Source organism: Gluconobacter cerinus (genome assembly GCF_002723935.1).
Taxonomy (GTDB): Bacteria; Pseudomonadota; Alphaproteobacteria; order Acetobacterales; family Acetobacteraceae; genus Gluconobacter; species Gluconobacter cerinus.
Genome location: NZ_BEWM01000002.1, coordinates 321867 through 337825 on the forward strand (window position 1 = coordinate 321867; position 15959 = coordinate 337825).

15 protein-coding genes are annotated in these 15959 nt (G+C 56.8%); 7 read left to right on the forward strand and 8 right to left on the reverse strand.

Going from position 1 to position 15959, the window contains the following annotated elements:
* Nucleotides 1-64: 64 nt before the first annotated feature.
* From GCE01_RS05415 to metK, 3 genes are read right to left on the reverse strand one after another with little or no spacing between them, the layout of a single operon-like run.
* Nucleotides 65-1705, reverse strand: coding sequence for an electron transfer flavoprotein-ubiquinone oxidoreductase (locus tag GCE01_RS05415; RefSeq protein ID WP_099211531.1), 1641 nt, complete (start codon nucleotides 1703-1705; stop codon nucleotides 65-67).
* A gap of 41 nt (nucleotides 1706-1746) precedes the next feature.
* Nucleotides 1747-2442 (reverse strand): tRNA (guanine(46)-N(7))-methyltransferase TrmB, encoded by a 696-nt coding sequence (trmB, locus tag GCE01_RS05420; RefSeq protein WP_099211533.1) that lies wholly within the window; start codon nucleotides 2440-2442, stop codon nucleotides 1747-1749.
* A 4-nt stretch (nucleotides 2443-2446) separates the two neighbouring features.
* Entirely contained in the window at nucleotides 2447-3631 is a 1185-nt protein-coding gene (metK, locus tag GCE01_RS05425) for a methionine adenosyltransferase (RefSeq protein WP_064275660.1), read from the reverse strand.
* 287 nt (nucleotides 3632-3918) lie between these two features.
* Here metK and GCE01_RS05430 point away from each other — a divergent pair, with 287 nt between their 5' ends.
* Nucleotides 3919-4716 (forward strand): SDR family NAD(P)-dependent oxidoreductase, encoded by a 798-nt coding sequence (locus GCE01_RS05430; RefSeq protein WP_046900570.1) that lies wholly within the window; start codon nucleotides 3919-3921, stop codon nucleotides 4714-4716.
* 24 nt (nucleotides 4717-4740) lie between these two features.
* On the opposite strand, the gene dapB is transcribed toward GCE01_RS05430, so the two are convergent.
* Nucleotides 4741-5487, reverse strand: a complete 747-nt coding sequence (gene dapB, locus GCE01_RS05435; protein ID WP_174694793.1) for a 4-hydroxy-tetrahydrodipicolinate reductase — start codon at nucleotides 5485-5487, stop codon at nucleotides 4741-4743.
* Nucleotides 5488-5532: 45 nt separating this feature from the next.
* The gene (locus GCE01_RS05440; protein ID WP_064275657.1) at nucleotides 5533-5913 is read right to left on the reverse strand and encodes a winged helix-turn-helix transcriptional regulator; all 381 of its coding nucleotides are present in this window, start codon (nucleotides 5911-5913) and stop codon (nucleotides 5533-5535) included.
* A 93-nt stretch (nucleotides 5914-6006) separates the two neighbouring features.
* Here GCE01_RS05440 and GCE01_RS05445 point away from each other — a divergent pair, with 93 nt between their 5' ends.
* Entirely contained in the window at nucleotides 6007-6612 is a 606-nt protein-coding gene (locus GCE01_RS05445) for an FMN-dependent NADH-azoreductase (protein ID WP_099211537.1), read from the forward strand.
* Between the two features lie 3 nt (nucleotides 6613-6615).
* On the opposite strand, the gene GCE01_RS05450 is transcribed toward GCE01_RS05445, so the two are convergent.
* The gene (locus tag GCE01_RS05450) at nucleotides 6616-7794 is read right to left on the reverse strand and encodes a globin domain-containing protein (protein ID WP_099211539.1); all 1179 of its coding nucleotides are present in this window, start codon (nucleotides 7792-7794) and stop codon (nucleotides 6616-6618) included.
* 79 nt (nucleotides 7795-7873) lie between these two features.
* On the opposite strand from GCE01_RS05450, the gene GCE01_RS05455 reads away from it, so the two are divergent.
* From GCE01_RS05455 to GCE01_RS05475, 5 genes are all read left to right on the forward strand, one after another.
* Entirely contained in the window at nucleotides 7874-8344 is a 471-nt protein-coding gene (locus tag GCE01_RS05455; protein WP_046900575.1) for an Rrf2 family transcriptional regulator, read from the forward strand.
* 135 nt (nucleotides 8345-8479) lie between these two features.
* On the forward strand, nucleotides 8480-9376 hold the full coding sequence (locus GCE01_RS05460) for a fructose bisphosphate aldolase (protein ID WP_099211541.1): 897 nt from the start codon (nucleotides 8480-8482) through the stop codon (nucleotides 9374-9376).
* A gap of 124 nt (nucleotides 9377-9500) precedes the next feature.
* The gene (locus tag GCE01_RS05465; protein WP_099211543.1) at nucleotides 9501-10064 is read left to right on the forward strand and encodes a histidine phosphatase family protein; all 564 of its coding nucleotides are present in this window, start codon (nucleotides 9501-9503) and stop codon (nucleotides 10062-10064) included.
* A 148-nt stretch (nucleotides 10065-10212) separates the two neighbouring features.
* Nucleotides 10213-11364, forward strand: a complete 1152-nt coding sequence (lldD, locus tag GCE01_RS05470; RefSeq protein WP_099211545.1) for an FMN-dependent L-lactate dehydrogenase LldD — start codon at nucleotides 10213-10215, stop codon at nucleotides 11362-11364.
* Nucleotides 11365-11754: 390 nt separating this feature from the next.
* The gene (locus GCE01_RS05475; RefSeq protein ID WP_244591098.1) at nucleotides 11755-12651 is read left to right on the forward strand and encodes a type 1 glutamine amidotransferase domain-containing protein; all 897 of its coding nucleotides are present in this window, start codon (nucleotides 11755-11757) and stop codon (nucleotides 12649-12651) included.
* A gap of 128 nt (nucleotides 12652-12779) precedes the next feature.
* Here the strand turns inward: GCE01_RS05475 and dnaJ are convergent, their stop codons facing one another.
* Both dnaJ and dnaK read right to left on the reverse strand, forming a co-directional pair.
* Nucleotides 12780-13922 carry a molecular chaperone DnaJ gene (gene dnaJ, locus GCE01_RS05480; RefSeq protein WP_064275651.1) on the reverse strand — a complete coding sequence of 381 codons (1143 nt, stop codon included), beginning with the start codon at nucleotides 13920-13922 and terminating at the stop codon, nucleotides 12780-12782.
* Between the two features lie 118 nt (nucleotides 13923-14040).
* Nucleotides 14041-15942: a molecular chaperone DnaK gene (gene dnaK, locus GCE01_RS05485; protein WP_099211549.1), complete on the reverse strand. Its 1902-nt coding sequence runs from the start codon at nucleotides 15940-15942 to the stop codon at nucleotides 14041-14043.
* Nucleotides 15943-15959 lie beyond the last annotated feature (17 nt).

Consider the following 15959-nt stretch of genomic DNA (forward strand, 5'->3'; position numbering starts at 1 on the left):
CCGTAGCGGAAATGGATCAGGAAGTCACATTCCGGTCAGGAAGCGGCCCGTCTGTTTAGAGGATTTACATCCCGACAGGGTAGTTCGGGCCGCCGCTACCTTCTGGCGTGCACCATTCAATGTTCTGCGTCGGGTCCTTGATATCGCAGGTTTTGCAATGGACACAGTTCTGCGCATTGATGCGCAGCGACCAGTCATTGTCTCCACTCTTTTCCTGCTCATACACACCTGCCGGGCAGTAACGGCTTTCCGGCGCGTCAAACACATCATGATTGACGGTGCGCCAGATAGCTTCGTTCCGCAGCTTCAGATGGACAGGCTGGTTTTCTTCGTGATTTGTCGCACTTAGGAAAACCGAGCTGACACGATCGAAGGTCAGGACATTGTCTGGCTTCGGATAGTCGATCTGTTCGCACAGCGCCGCTGGGCGTAGCGTCTCATTGTCTGCGTGCGGATGATGCAGCGTCCAAGGTGCGCGGCCGCGCAGGATCATGCTGTCAATGCCAGCATAGAGCGCGCCAGCCTTCATACCCCATTTAGCGAAAGCCGGACGGATATTGCGGACATCGCGCAATTCGGACCAGAGCCAGGAATTGCGGACGCGCTCTGTCAGGCTTGAAGCTTCTGTACGCTCGGTCTGGAGTGCTTCGGCTACAGCCTCAGCGGCCAGCATGCCGGACTTCATGGCGGTATGCGTTCCCTTGATTTTGGGAACGTTCAGGAAGCCTGCCGAATCGCCGGCTAGAACGCCGCCGGGGAATGTCAGGCGTGGAATGGACTGAAGTCCACCTTCCGAGAGCGCACGGGCGCCGTAGATCAGGCGCTTTCCACCTTCAAAATGTTCCCGGAATGCCGGGTGCAGCTTCGTACGCTGCATTTCCTCAAAGGGGGAGAGGTAGGTGTTGCTGTAGTCGAGGCCGGTCACGAAACCGTAGCTGACCAGATTTTCCCCGAAATGATAGAGCCATGCGCCACCGTAGGTGTGGTCGTCCAGTGGCCAGCCGAAGCTGTGCTGAACGAGGCCCGGGCGGTGCTTTTCCTTCGGGATTTCCCAGACTTCCTTGATGCCTAGGCCATAAGTCTGTGTATCGACATCCTTGCGTAGGCCAAAACGCTTCATGGCGTGGGCGCTCAGCGAGCCGCGTGCGCCTTCGGTCAGGATTGTCTGTTTGGCACGCAGGATCATGCCGGGCGTGAAGTTGGAACCATGCGTGCCATTGCGCTCGATGCCCATGTCGCCTGTAATGACGCCAGCAACGCGATTGTTTTCAATGAACAGTTCAGCGCCCGCAAAGCCTGGGTAGATCTCAACGCCAAGCGCTTCTGCCTGTTCACCCAGCCAGCGGCAGACTTCCCCCAGAGACACCACATAATTTCCGTGGTTCGCCATATGGGGCATGACACGATCCAGATAGGGAATCTGAATGGCGCGCTTTTCCGTCAGGAAAAGCATGCGCTCTTCCGTGACTTCCGTATTCAAGGGGGCACCAAGAGAGCGCCAGTCTGGCAGGAGTTCCTCAAGCGAACGCGGTTCGATGACAGCACCAGACACGATGTGCGCACCGATTTCGCTACCCTTTTCGATCAGGCAGACCGAGGCGTCCGGAGCAATCTGTCGCAGGCGGATTGCCGCGGACAGACCGGCGGGGCCACCACCGACCACCACGACATCGAATTCCATTTCTTCGCGTTCGATCTGGGTCATGATGTCAGGAACTCACTGTAGTCAGATAAAAGGGCGGCGCCTCAAGGGCGCCGGGTAAATGTCCAGTAGAAAGGCTGTCGACCTTCCCGGAAGGCTTTGGCCTCATATCGGGTTGGGGACCATCCTTCAGGACGTTCCGTTTCCGGAGGGGGGGCATCAAACAGATCCTGTTTGCCCATCACTTCCGTCACCCATTCCTGATAGACCGGATGATCGCTGGCGACGCGCCAGATTGCTCCGGGTTTCAGAACGCGGTGAACCTCCTTGAGGTTTTCCGGGTGGATGAAACGGCGCTTCGCATGGCGTGATTTAGGCCATGGATCCGGAAACATCAGATAAGCCCGATTCAGGCAATTGTCCGGCATATCCTTCAGGAGTTGCCGAGCGTCTTCTGGCCAGATCCGGAAATGAGGCGGAGGCTCGGCTGTCTCGTCCTGTCCTTCTGGGACAAGACGAGACATAAGCGAGCACAAGCCGTTCTCGAAAACTTCAGAAGCAATGTACCCGACATCCGGGTTCATTTCAGACTGGGTAGCGGCATGCTCGCCGCCACCAAATCCGATTTCGAGAAAAACGCGCGACACAGGCGTGGAAAATCCGGCTGTTGGATTTTCAGCAGACGCAAATGTAAAGCGCGGCAGCACGTCTTCGAGAAGGCGCTGCTGTCTGGCCCGGAGCGGATGGCCGCGTTGGCGGCCGTAAAGCCGCTCCGGCTGGGGTTTGAGAGACTGTGTCAGGGTCTTACCTGTTCAGTGCGTTACGGAGGGTGTCGACCAGATCTGTCTTTTCCCACGTGAAGTTGTCCAGAGCCTCATTCGGCACACGACCGAAGTGACCATAGGCAGACGTCGGAACATAGATCGGGCGGTTCAGGCGCAGGTGCTTGCGGATGCCGCGCGGGGACAGATCCACAACTTCATTGAGGAGCAGGCCAAGGCGTGCTTCGTCGATGTCCTTGCCTGTGCCATCGAGGTCCACATAGACCGAGAGCGGCTTGGAGACGCCAATCGCATAGCTGAGCTGGATCGTGCAGCGATCTGCAAGACCAGCAGCAACAACGTTCTTGGCAAGGTAGCGCGCAGCATAGGCAGCCGAGCGGTCAACCTTCGTGGGGTCCTTGCCGGAGAATGCGCCACCACCATGAGGGGCTGCACCGCCGTAGGTGTCCACGATGATCTTACGGCCGGTCAGGCCTGCATCGCCATCTGGGCCACCGATGACGAAGTTGCCGGTCGGGTTCACATAGAACTCGTCTTCCGGGCAGCTCCAGCCATTCGGCAGAACGTCATTGACCACGCCGCGAAGCGTTTCGCGGATCGTGTTCTGGCTCATGCCTTCAGCGTGCTGCGTGGAAATCACGACAGACGTGACGCCAACCGGCTTGCCATCGACATAACGCAGCGTGACCTGGCTCTTCGCATCCGGAAGAAGGCCAGCGCCGCGGGCGTCGCCGTTCTTGCGGTAGTCGCGGATACGCTCAAGGATTGTCTGGGCGTAGAATAGCGGAGCCGGCATCAGGTTTTCGGTTTCGCGCGTGGCGAAGCCAAACATGATGCCCTGATCGCCAGCGCCTTCGTCCTTGTCGCTGCCGCTGTCAACGCCCTGGGCGATGTCAGCAGACTGTGCGTGAAGGTAAGACGTGATGTCAGCCGTCTTCCAGGAGAAGCCAGCCTGGTCGTAGCCGATGTCCTTGATGGCCTCACGGACGCGGTCGATCAGCGTGTCTTCGACGGCCTCGGGGCCACGGACTTCACCGGCCAGAATGACACGGTTCGTGGTGACCAGCGTTTCACAGGCAACGCGGGCTTCCGGATCGGCTTCAAGATAAGCGTCCAGAACTGTGTCGGAGATACGGTCTGCCACCTTATCGGGATGGCCCTCGGAAACAGATTCAGAGGTGAACAGGAAATCGCCGTGATTGCGCACTCAGGGACCTCGCAGGGAATGAGTGGTGAGAAGGGCTGCAGACGTCATGACGAACGGATGCAGCATTCAGGAGAGGCACGGCTTGGCGGAATTGAACGCAGGGGTCAAGGGGCTTAGGAAAACTTGGACATTTTTTCTGTGAAATCCAAAGGGAAGTCTTTGGAAAATCAGGAAAACCGACAGGAGTATTCACGTTTTCTCATGGTGCGAAATCAGGGGGAGACGACTGCCTTCGATCTCGATATTGTGGGCCGCAGGTGAAAGCACCGTATTTTCATGAGGCACCAATGGCGTACGTCGTAAGTTTCTTTAGCGGTAAAGTCTGTCTTGTTACGGGTGCCGGGGGCAATATTGGCCTCGCGACTGCACTTCGGCTGGCAGAAATGGGCACGGAAATTGCTCTGCTCGACATGAATCCGGACGCTCTGGCCAAGGCGGAAGCCGCTGTGCGGGAGAAGGGCGTGAAAGCTGCGTCCTATGTCTGTGATGTCACATCCGAGCAGTCAGTGATTGATGTCGTCGGCCGCGTTGTCGAAGAGTTTGGAAAAATCGATTTCCTCTTCAACAATGCCGGATATCAGGGTGCCTTTGCCCCGGTTCAGGATTATCCGTCAGAAGATTTCCCGCGTGTTCTGAGCATCAACGTCACAGGCGCCTTCCATGTGATGAAGGCTGTCTCACGGCACATGATCGAGAACGGTTACGGTAGCATCGTGAATACTGCCAGCATGGCAGGTGTAAAAGGACCGCCGAACATGGCGGCTTACGGGGCATCCAAAGGTGCCATCATCGCCCTGACGGAAACTGCAGCCCAGGATCTGGCGCCCTACAACATCCGCGTTAACGCCATCAGCCCTGGTTATATGGGCCCTGGTTTCATGTGGGATCGACAGGTGGAGCTGCAGGCCAAGGCTAACACGCAGTACTTCTCCACCAATCCTGAAGAAGTTTCCAAGCAGATGATCGGCAGTGTGCCGATGCGTCGTTATGGCGATATCAGCGAAATCCCAGGTGTGGTGGCGTTCCTTCTGGGCGACGACTCCAGCTTTATGACGGGTGTGAACCTCGAAATCTCGGGCGGCTGACCACCTGGTTCTCCGCCGGAAAGATCAGTCTTTCCGGCGAAGAACATCTGCCATGCCGTAAAGGCCGGGAGGCTGATGGGCCAGCCAGCGTGCAGCCATCAGTGCACCGCGGGCGAAAACCCGTCGATCCAGCGCACGATGAGACAGGGTGATCTGTTCATCTGCGGCCATGAAGAGAAGGTCATGCTCGCCAATAATCTGCCCCCCCCGCAGTGAGGCAAACCCGATAGCGTTATCCGGTCGCGCGCCGTTCTGATCCAGGCGAGCAACATCCTCGAATGCTACGTTTCGTCCTTCGGCAACTGCGCGTCCAATGGCCAGAGCAGTGCCGGACGGTGCATCAACTTTCTGCCGGTGATGAATCTCTACAATCTCCGCATCATAACCTGGCAGCCCTGCGCCAAGCTGCTTCGCGAGCTCCAGAAAAAGCGTCAACGCCGGGGAGAAATTGGCAGCCTGTAAAACCGGAATATGTTTTGCAGCCTCGCTCACGGCAGCCTGGGCCGTAGCGTCAAGGCCGGTCGTTCCCAGAACCCAAGGGCACTTTGCGGCTGTGAATGCTTCTGCATGGGTTGCTGCGGTTGAAGCATGGCTGACGTCGATAATGACGTCGCAACGCGTCGCTAGTTCTGCCGGGTTATTGGTGATGCTGCGTGCTGCATCTGCGTGACGGGACAGCCCGCCAGCCAGGGAGTCTCCCGCTTCTTCGGCGCAGAGAGCGCCCAGACGCCCAGTGATGCCAGCAATACCGATGCGGGGAGAAGTCGTCATAATCCGTGCCTGACCGTCAGAAACTGTTGGGCGCAACCTAAGGGATTATTGGCGTGCGTCAAAACGGAGGCGAGCATTTTCAATCTGATCCCGGTGTGTGACAGCCCAGCGTCCGAAGGCTTCGGTAATGCTTTGCAGAGAGTGCCCGAGATCCGTCAATTCATAATCCACGCGAGGCGGAGTGGTAGGGGTAACGGTGCGGGCAACCAGCCCATCGCGTTCCAGATTGCGCAATGTCAGCGTGAGCATGCGTTGTGAAATACCTTCGATGGAACGACGCAGTTCACTAAAACGCATGGAGCCATCTCCCAGCATCCGCACGATCAGGATGCTCCACTTGTCTCCCACGCGCGCCAGAATGGCCCGGACAACGGCGCATGTATCGCTCTCATGAGCTTCTGGAGGGGGAAGGGTACTAACATCCATGTGCCTATGATCCCTGAATGTGCCGTCTTGCGGAGGTGAGGAAAAGGTTTCTTATCATGTGCTGGTTACGATCAGGAACCGAAAGAGATTACAATGAAACTGCTTCATATCGATTCCAGCATTCTTGGCGGATATTCCGCAACACGCCAGCTGAGTGTGGCGATTGTGGACCGCTATCGTCAGAAGCATCCGGATCTGGACGTTATATCCCTTGATCTGGCAGCGAACCCGCTTCCTCACCTGGACGGCGAAGCTCTGTCTTTTCTGGGCAAGGACCTTACGGAAGACGCTGCCTCCAACAAGGATCTGGTCGCGGGCGCGAAAGCCCTTTCCGATTTTAAAGAGGCCGACATTCTCGTACTCGGTGTGCCGATGTACAACTTTGGCATTCCGAGCCAGCTGAAGGCATGGATTGATCGCATTGCCATTGCCGGACAGACATTCCGCTATGGTGCGAATGGTGTTGAAGGACTTGCCGGCGGTAAGACCGTGATTCTCGCCGTGGCGCGTGGCGGCATTTATTCGGAAGGCACGCCGCAGGCTGCTTTTGAGCATCAAGTCACTTATCTTAAGGCCGTTCTTGGCTTCCTTGGCGTCACGGACGTGAAGGTCATTGAAGCAGAAGGCCTGGCAGTCAACGGCGGCAATGATCGCCCTCGCATCCTTGCAGAAGCGGAAAGCGTCATCGCCGCCCTCTGACAATTAGTCAGTCACGCCGGTATCCGGTCCGAACGTCTCATAACGCAGACGGTCGGCCGGAATGCCGGCTTTTGAGAGCCCTTGAATCATGTCACGCATGAACCCTGTTGGGCCGCATAGGTAGCAGGTGGCGTTTCCCGGAATGCGATCAGCGATCCATGCCGCATCCGGGCGCCCGTCAACGGATGTCAGGCGTGTATGAAGCGTAATCGGGCTTTTCGCCTCTTGGGCAAGGCTGTGCAGCTTTCCTGAAAAAGGTACGGCCGTTTCAGAATGGGCAATCTGAATAATACTGACCGCTGGCGAGCCTGCCTGCGCTGCCAAAGACTCGATCATCCCGATCATGGGTGTCATTCCAATGCCCGCACAGATGAAGGCGAGCGGTGTGTCGCTTTTCTGGGGAAGGACAAACTCACCTGCTGGCGGCGACAGGCGAACCTGATGGCCCTTGCATTCCGGGCTATTGAGCCATGTGGAAACCACACCGTTCGGAACATGACGCACGCTGATGGTGTAAAAATCGTGGTTGGGGCGCGATGTGATGCTGTAGTTACGTCTGGTCTGCCCATGTCCCGGAACATTTAGGTCCACACCCAGATATTGGCCGGGGATAGCCTGAATGACGGTTTTGCCATCCACAGGCTTCAGTTCCAGCGTCGTGACATTGTCGCATTCGCGCGTTGCATTGATGATCGTGAAGTCGCGCCATCCAGTCCAGCCACCTTCTGCATGTGTGCTGGCGTCATAAAGCTGGCCTTCCCGGCCCATCAGAATGTCAGCCAGAGCCCAGTAAGCACGGCCCCATGCATCCAGAATTGCAGGTGTCGCGGCGTCTCCCAGAACATGTTGAATCGCGCCGATCAGGGCAGTGGCCACATGTGGGTAATGCTCTGGCAGAATTTCCAGGCTGACATGCTTCTGGGCAATGCGCTCAACCGCTCCACCCATCACTCCGAGATTATCGATGTTCCGGGCATAGGCCAGGACGGCCATGGCGAGCGCGCGTGGCTGCGTTCCTTTGGATTGATGGGTCGGATCAAACATCTCAGCAATGGCCGGATCAGCCAGAAGGCGGCGGTACATCTCACTGGTGATGTCGAGACCATGCGCTTCGAGGGCCGGAATGGTCGCCTTGATGGTGGCAATGACGTCTGGCGTGAGGCTGCGGTCGGAAGAGGACATGATGGGTCTTCTTAAAGGTGTATAATAAATACATCTTTAAGCACGTGACTTCTGACTGTCAATCTGCCAGAGGACTCGTATGCGCCTGACCCTGCATACCGACTATGCCTTGCGGACCCTGCTCTACATCGGGGCACGCCCGACTGTGCGCGTCTCCATCCGCGAAATTGCCGAGGCATACGGCATCTCGGAAAACCATCTGGTGAAGGTTGTGCATCGTCTGGGGCAGGGGCGTTTCATCACCACCGTACGAGGTCGTGGCGGTGGCCTGACGTTGGGCCGCCCGGCACAGGATATCGGTGTGGGAGAGGTCGTTCGGTTTACGGAAGACGATATGATGCTCGTGGACTGTGAGGGCCGGGCAACAGGAAGCCGTGCCTGTGTTCTGTCTCCCTCCTGCCGCTTGCGTGGCGTGTTGGGAGAGGCGCTTTCCGCATTTCTGGCCGTGCTCGATCGCTACACTCTGGCAGATCTTCTTCAGCCTGCGGATCTGGCCAGACTGTTTCCAGAATTAGCCGAACCGCCGTCCAACAATATTGAAAAAAACTGATTTCCCTGCCGCTCCAGCAGGGTTGAACCGCGTCCTTTGGGTGATCCGTGCAATGTGATTGGAAGAGTCTCCAATCCCGCGCGAAGGTCAGTCGTTACTTCTGGTCATGTGACTGAAGAAAAGGATGTAGTGTTCATGCCTGATGCAAAAATGGCCGAGCAGGTGTCAAAAACTCCCGGATTTATCGCAGCTCTTGATCAAAGCGGCGGATCGACTCCCAAGGCTCTGGCACACTATGGCATCGGGCCGGATGCCTATTCGAACGATGCGGACATGTTCCGTCTGATGCACGAAATGCGCGTTCGCATCATTTCCTCTCCTGCTTTCCAGAGCCACGAGGTCCTTGCGGCAATCCTGTTTGAGAAAACAATGGATGGCACGGTCGACGGCACGCCAGTGCCGTCCTATCTCTGGAAAACCTGTGGAATCGTCCCGTTTTTGAAGATCGATAAAGGTCTGGAAGACGAAAGGGACGGCGTTCAGCTCATGAAGCCAATTCCAGGCCTGGATGAACTGCTGGAACGAGCGGCGAAGCTGGGCATATACGGTACCAAGGAACGGTCAGTGATCCGTCTGGCCAATCCTGCTGCCATTAAGAGCATTGTTCAGCAGCAGTTCGATATTGCGGCGCAGGTGGCATCGCACGGACTCGTCCCCATCCTTGAGCCGGAAGTGCTGGTGAAGAGCCCGGAAAAGGCTGAGGCTGAAGCACTCCTTGAAGACGCTGTTCTGAGTGGACTGGAAGCACTACCGGGAGATTATCCGGTTATGCTGAAGGTGACGTTGCCTGAAAAGCCGGACCTGTATGCCCGCGTGATGAAGCATCCGCGCATGCAGCGCGTTGTCGCGCTTTCAGGCGGTTATCCTCTCGATGAAGCCTGCCAGAAGCTCAAAGCCAATCATGGCATGATCGCCAGCTTTTCGCGGGCTCTCGTGGATGATCTGCGCGTTTCACAGTCCGATCAGGCGTTCAACGAAACCCTGAGTAAGGTCGTGGACAAGATTTACGACGCTTCTGTTCACAAGATCTGAACAGCGGCTTGAGAGGCGGGTGAGCATACGAATCATTCGCCTCTGATCCAGAAATTTCAGCAATCCAGCTTCGGGCTGGCAAAGGGCTTTCAGTTACTGAAAGCCCATAGGGAAGGCATGCGTCATGAGCACCACCCTCTGGCTAATTCGCCACGGCGAAACAGAATGGACCATCAGCGGCCAGCACACGGGGCGTACGGATATTGCCCTGACGGAAAACGGACGTAAGCAGGCGCTGTCTCTGAAGAGCCGGTTAGAACATCAGAACTTTGATCAGGTGTTCACCAGCCCGCTTCAGCGGGCGCATGAAACCTGCGTTCTTGCCGGGCTGGGCGAGCAGGCTCAGATCGAGCCTGATCTCATGGAATGGAATTATGGCGTGTACGAAGGGCTCACCACGCCGGAAATTTTGAAAGCCGAGCCCGACTGGTCTTTGTGGACGTCTGACGTGGAAAATGGCGAAACGGCCGCCCAGGTTCAGAAACGGGTCAGTGGCTTGCTGGAGCGGCTGACGGCACAGGGAGGAACGATTGCCCTGTTTGCGCACGGTCATATTCTTCGCAGCTTGATTGGTGTGTGGATCCATAATGATGTGCGGCTTGGGGAAAATCTGGCCCTGGATACGGCATCAGTGTCTGTTCTTGATATTCACCGGGGCGCACGCGTTTTACGCAGGCTGAATGCCTGATCGGCAAGGATGAGGGGCCAATGCCGCGTTCCCGCCGGGAGTTTTGTGCAACATAACGTCAGGGCAGACGATAGTGCCTTGGTTGTCATCAAACAGGCTGGCAGTCTCCCGTTCATTGAAGACGATGAACACTCATGGGAGCTGCCAGATGATTATTTCCTCAGCCACTGATTATCGTGAGGCAGCCCGACGCCGTCTGCCGCCTTTTCTGTTCCATTATATTGATGGCGGTTCCTACGCAGAGCAGACAATGCGGCGGAACATCACAGACCTTGCAGATATTTCCCTACGACAACGCATCTTGAAAAATGTGTCCGGTTTGACGACCGGGACTGAGTTGTTCGGGCGCAAACTGCATATTCCTGCGATTCTTGCCCCTGTTGGACTGACGGGCATGTATGCTCGCCGCGGAGAAGTGCAGGCAGCAAGGGCCGCGGCGCGGAAGGGCATTCCTTTCACGTTGTCCACAGTATCGGTGTGCCCCATCGAGGAAGTGCAGGGTAGAAGCCCGGTGCCCATCTGGTTCCAGCTTTATGTTCTCAAAGACAGGGGCTTCATGAAGAATGCCCTGGAGCGCGCGAAAGCTGCGGGCATTACGACTTTGGTGTTCACCGTGGATATGCCCACGCCGGGCGCGCGTTATCGCGATGCCCATTCGGGCATGTCCGGCTCCCATGCCAACATCCGGCGTTACCTTCAGGCCGTGACCCATCCTATGTGGGCTTGGGATGTGGGTCTTCGTGGCAGACCACACGATTTGGGCAATATTTCGCGCTATCGCGGAAATCCAACCAAGCTGGAAGATTATATCGGCTGGCTCGCCAATAATTTTGATCCGTCCATTAGCTGGAAAGATCTGGAATGGATCCGCGAGTACTGGGATGGTCCCATGATTATCAAAGGTATTCTCGATCCTGAGGATGCCAAAGATGCTGTCCGGTTTGGTGCGGATGGTATTGTTGTTTCCAATCATGGTGGTCGCCAGCTTGATGGGGTTCTCTCCAGCGCGCGCGCACTTCCGCCGATTGTGGATGCCGTGAAGGGCGACCTGAAAATCCTGGCAGATTCAGGCATTCGATCCGGCCTCGACATCGCCCGGATGGTTGCGATGGGGGCCGATGCTGTTCTGCTGGGGCGCGCCTTCGTCTACGCGCTTGCTGCCGGTGGCCAGAAAGGTGTGGAGAATGTGCTCGACATCATGGAGAAGGAGCTCCGTGTTGCCATGACCCTGACAGGGGCGAGTGCCATATCCGATCTGACACCAGAGAGTCTTGCGCGGTTGGCTGCGGAGTGCAGGTGATCTTTGTCGAGGTCTGCCGCATAAACTGAGGCGCTGTTCCAAACGCTATATCGAGGCGTTTTGACGCACCCCGTACCCGTTAAGGGGCAGATTGAATAATTGCGGATTAAAGAAAAAGATCCGCAATTTTAAAAGCTGTAGCAATCAGCCCTGGCGTGATCAAAGGTCGCTCTATTTGCGAGCTCAAAGCATGTGCCTCAATGAATGGATACAGAGGAAATGTTCCCAGTTTCTGCGACACGTCACCAGAAGAGCAGCTCTAAAACTGGCGGCTCTCAGACTTAATACGGTTTTGGACTGAAGCCTGATGATCGGTCAGCATTCAGTAACTGCCGCTTGTCGTATGGCGGCGCTTCACGGGCCTTTCTCCACACGAAAAGGATGATGTTCATGCTGCGCGGTATTGCTCTCACCCTAGTCCTTGTTGCCACCACACTCTGTGGGTCCAGTCTTCAGGCCAAGTCACACAGCCAGAGTAAGGGGCGCGTACTGGTCGTTCTTTCCAGCGCCAATGAACTCACATTGCGCAACGGTCAAAAGTATCCCACGGGCTTCTATCTCAATGAATTCGCAGTCCCGGTAAAAGCCCTGATCCAGGCTGGCTATGAACCCGTATTCGCTGACCCGAAAGGGAATGTCGTGAAGTGGGATGCACACTCTGCATCCCCTCGATATTTTGGAGGCAGTGAGAAAGCTCTGCAGGATACGATACAGTTCGTCGAAGGCCTGGACTCACTCAAACATCCCCGCTCTCTCGCTTCGGTCAATGCTGAGGGGATTAATGCCTATGTTGGGATCGTTATTCCCGGTGGCCATGCACCACTAGAGGATCTGATGACCGATCCTGATCTGGGGAAGATCCTGCGCGCCTTCCACTCTGCTGGAAAAACGACCGCTCTGATCTGTCATGGTCCGGTTGCACTGGCGTCCAGCTTGCCAGATGCCAGCGGTTTTCATGACGCGCTGATGACCGGCAACATGAATGACATTCGCCAACTGGCAGGAGGGTGGCCCTACGCAGGCTACCGTATGACCGTTTTTTCGATACCAGAAGAGCACTTCGCCGAAACGCATCAACTCAACGGACAAGTTTTTTTCTACCCGGCTACTGCGCTGACGGATGCGGGAGCTACTGTTGAGACGGCCAAAGCCTGGGCTCCTAACGTCGTGACAGACCGTGAGCTTATCACGGCACAGCAGCCGTTTTCCGATAAGGAATTTAGTGCGGCTTTAATAAAAGCTCTCGATAATCAGACAAAACCACAGGACGTGCCGTCGCTTAAATGACGTCTCCTGATAGCGTTCATGTCTGTGACTGAATGTGGAAAAACAATAAATCCCCACAAAGATGCGAGCTAGCAGAAGGGATTTTCCAAAAAAAATACCCCTCCGTTTCGGGAGGGGTATTTTTAAAATCAGCGACCTTCGAAGAAATCACGGACCTTGGCAAAGAAGCCGCTGTTTTCAGGGCTTGCCTTGGCGTGATCGTCACCCGCTTCTTTCTCAAACTCTTCAAGAAGTTCGCGCTGGCGCTTGGTCAGGTGATGCGGTGTTTCCACCGAGACCTGAATGTACATGTCCCCACGGGCCGAAGACCGCAGTACGGAGAATCCCTTGCCGCGCAGGCGGAAGGTTTCACCTGTCTGCGTTCCTGCAGGAATGCGGACACGGGTGCGGCTTCCGTCAATGACAGGAACCTCAACCTCCGTTCCCAGCGCAGCCTGCGTCATGCGCAGCGGAACGCGGCAGTAGATATTGGCGCCGTCACGCTGGAAGATGTCATGAGACAGGACCGAGACGTGCACATACAGATCGCCGGGCTGTACACCTTCTCCCCCGGCTTCACCGCGGCCTGCCATGCGGATGCGCGTGCCATCCTCAACGCCAGCCGGGATTTCGATCTGAAGGGTCTCAGTCTTTGCCTGGGTGCCTGTGCCCTGGCAGACCTTGCACGGATTGCGAACCGTACGCCCTGACCCATGACAGGTGGGGCAGGGACGCTCAACAAGGAAGAAACCCTGCTGCGCGCGGACTTTACCCGCACCGTGGCAGGTAGCGCAGGTCGTGCTGCCACCACCGGCATCCGCGGAGCCAGAACCATGACAGGATTCACAGGCAACGCGCGTGCGGACTTCAACGCTCTTGGTTACGCCGGAGAAGGCTTCGGTCAGACTGATTTCAACCTGAACCTGAACGTCAGCACCTGTACGACGTCCGCCGCCACGGCGGCCACCCATCATGTCTCCGAACATCTGGTCAAAGATGTCCCCAAGACCACCAGCGCCGAAACCACCAAAGCCTCCGCCGCCGCCCATTCCACCCATGCCGCCGTCAAAGGCTGCGTGTCCGTACTGGTCGTAGGCTGCGCGCTTCTGCTCGTCCTTCAGGACGTCATAGGCTTCGTTGATTTCCTTGAATTTCTGCTCGGCTGCATCATCACCAGGGTTACGATCCGGGTGATAACGCATGGCCTGCTTGCGGAAAGCTTTCTTCAGCTCATCTCCGGAAGCAGTACGCGAAACTTCGAGGCTTTCGTAGTAATCGATCTTCGTGGCCATGATCGGTCCTTGTCTGAGGGCCGGAAACAAGAATGGCGCCCACCCCCTTGCGGGAACGGGCGCCCTTCGGAAAACAGGTCAGGCGGGGCGGGAAGCCCCACCTGGGGAAGTCACCCGATCAGTGCTTCTTGCTGTCGTCGACGTCTTCAAAGTCGGCGTCGACAACGTTTTCGTCCTTGGCTTCCGCACCCGCAGCTTCACCACCCTGCTGGGCCTGATCTGCCTGATACATGGCCTGACCAACCTTCATGGCAGCCTGCGTCAGACGCTCGCTTGCGCTTTTCAGCGTTTCGACATTCTCGCCACCCAGAGCTTCACGGGCTGCTGCGATAGCGGCTTCTGCTTCAGACTTATCTGCAGCCGGAACCTTGTCGCCACCTTCCGTGAGGGACTTTTCGGTCTGGTGGATCATGCTCTCGGTGCTGTTGCGCAGCTCGACCAGCTCGCGCTTGGCCTTGTCAGCGGAAGCGTTCGCTTCCGCTTCCTTGACCATGCGATCGATGTCACCGTCGGACAGACCACCAGAAGCCTGGATCTTGATCTGCTGTTCCTTGTTCGTCGCCTTGTCCTTGGCGGACACGTTGACGATACCGTTGGCATCAATGTCGAACGTAACTTCAATTTGCGGAACGCCACGCGGCGCCGGAGCAATGCCCTGCAGGTCGAAGTTGCCAAGCAGCTTGTTGTCCGCTGCCATCTCACGCTCGCCCTGATAGACCTTGATGGTCACGGCGTTCTGGTTGTCTTCAGCCGTGGAGAAGGTCTGGCTCTTCTTGGTTGGGATCGTCGTGTTGCGGTCGATCAGACGGGTGAACACGCCACCCAGCGTTTCGATACCCAGCGACAGCGGCGTCACGTCGAGGAGCAGAACGTCCTTCACGTCACCCTTCAGGACGGCGCCCTGAACGGCTGCACCGATAGCGACCACTTCGTCAGGGTTGACGTTGCGTGCCGGATCCTTGCCGAAGAATTCCTTAACCGTCTCGATGACCTTCGGCATACGGGTCATTCCGCCAACGAGGATGACTTCGTCGATCTCGCTCGTGGATACGCCAGCATCCTTGATAGCGGAACGGCACGGACCAAGCGTACGCTGAACCAGATCGTCAACCAGGCTTTCCAGCTTGGCACGGGACAGCTTGACGACAAGGTGCTTCGGGCCGGACGCATCAGCCGTGATGAACGGCAGGTTGATCTCGGTTTCCTTGGAGGAGGAAAGCTCGATCTTGGCCTTTTCAGCGGCTTCCTTCAGGCGCTGCAGAGCAAGCTTGTCGCCACGCAGGTCGATGCCCTGGTCCTTCTTGAACTCATCAGCCAGAAAGTCGATGACGCGGTTATCAAAGTCTTCACCACCCAGGAACGTATCACCGTTCGTGGACTTCACTTCGATCACGCCGTCAGAGATCTCAAGGATGGAAACGTCGAACGTACCACCACCAAGGTCATACACAGCCACCGTGCCGGAATCGCGCTTGCCAAGGCCATAAGCCAGTGCAGCTGCGGTCGGCTCGTTGATAATACGCAGGACTTCGAGGCCGGCAATCTTGCCAGCGTCACGAGTTGCCTGACGCTGTGCGTCGTTGAAGTAAGCCGGAACCGTGATGACGGCCTGTGTAACCGTTTCACCGAGGTAGGACTCGGCCGTTTCCTTCATCTTGCCAAGAACGAATGCAGCGATCTGGGACGGGGCGTAATCTTCGCCACGGGCGCGAACCCATGCATCGCCGTTGTCGCCCTTGACGATTTCGTAAGGGACCATGCCCTTGTCCTTGGCGACGGTCGGGTCATCGTAACGACGACCAATCAGACGCTTGACGGCATACAGGGTGTTGGTCGGGTTCGTGACAGCCTGACGCTTCGCGGCCTGTCCAACCAGACGCTCACCGTTTTCGGTGAATGCGACCATGGACGGCGTCGTACGTGCGCCTTCGCTGTTTTCAATAACGCGGGTCTCGTCGCCTTCACGCACTGCAACGCAGGAGTTGGTCGTGCCGAGGTCAATACCGATGACTTTGCTCATAATATGTCCTTTCAGCG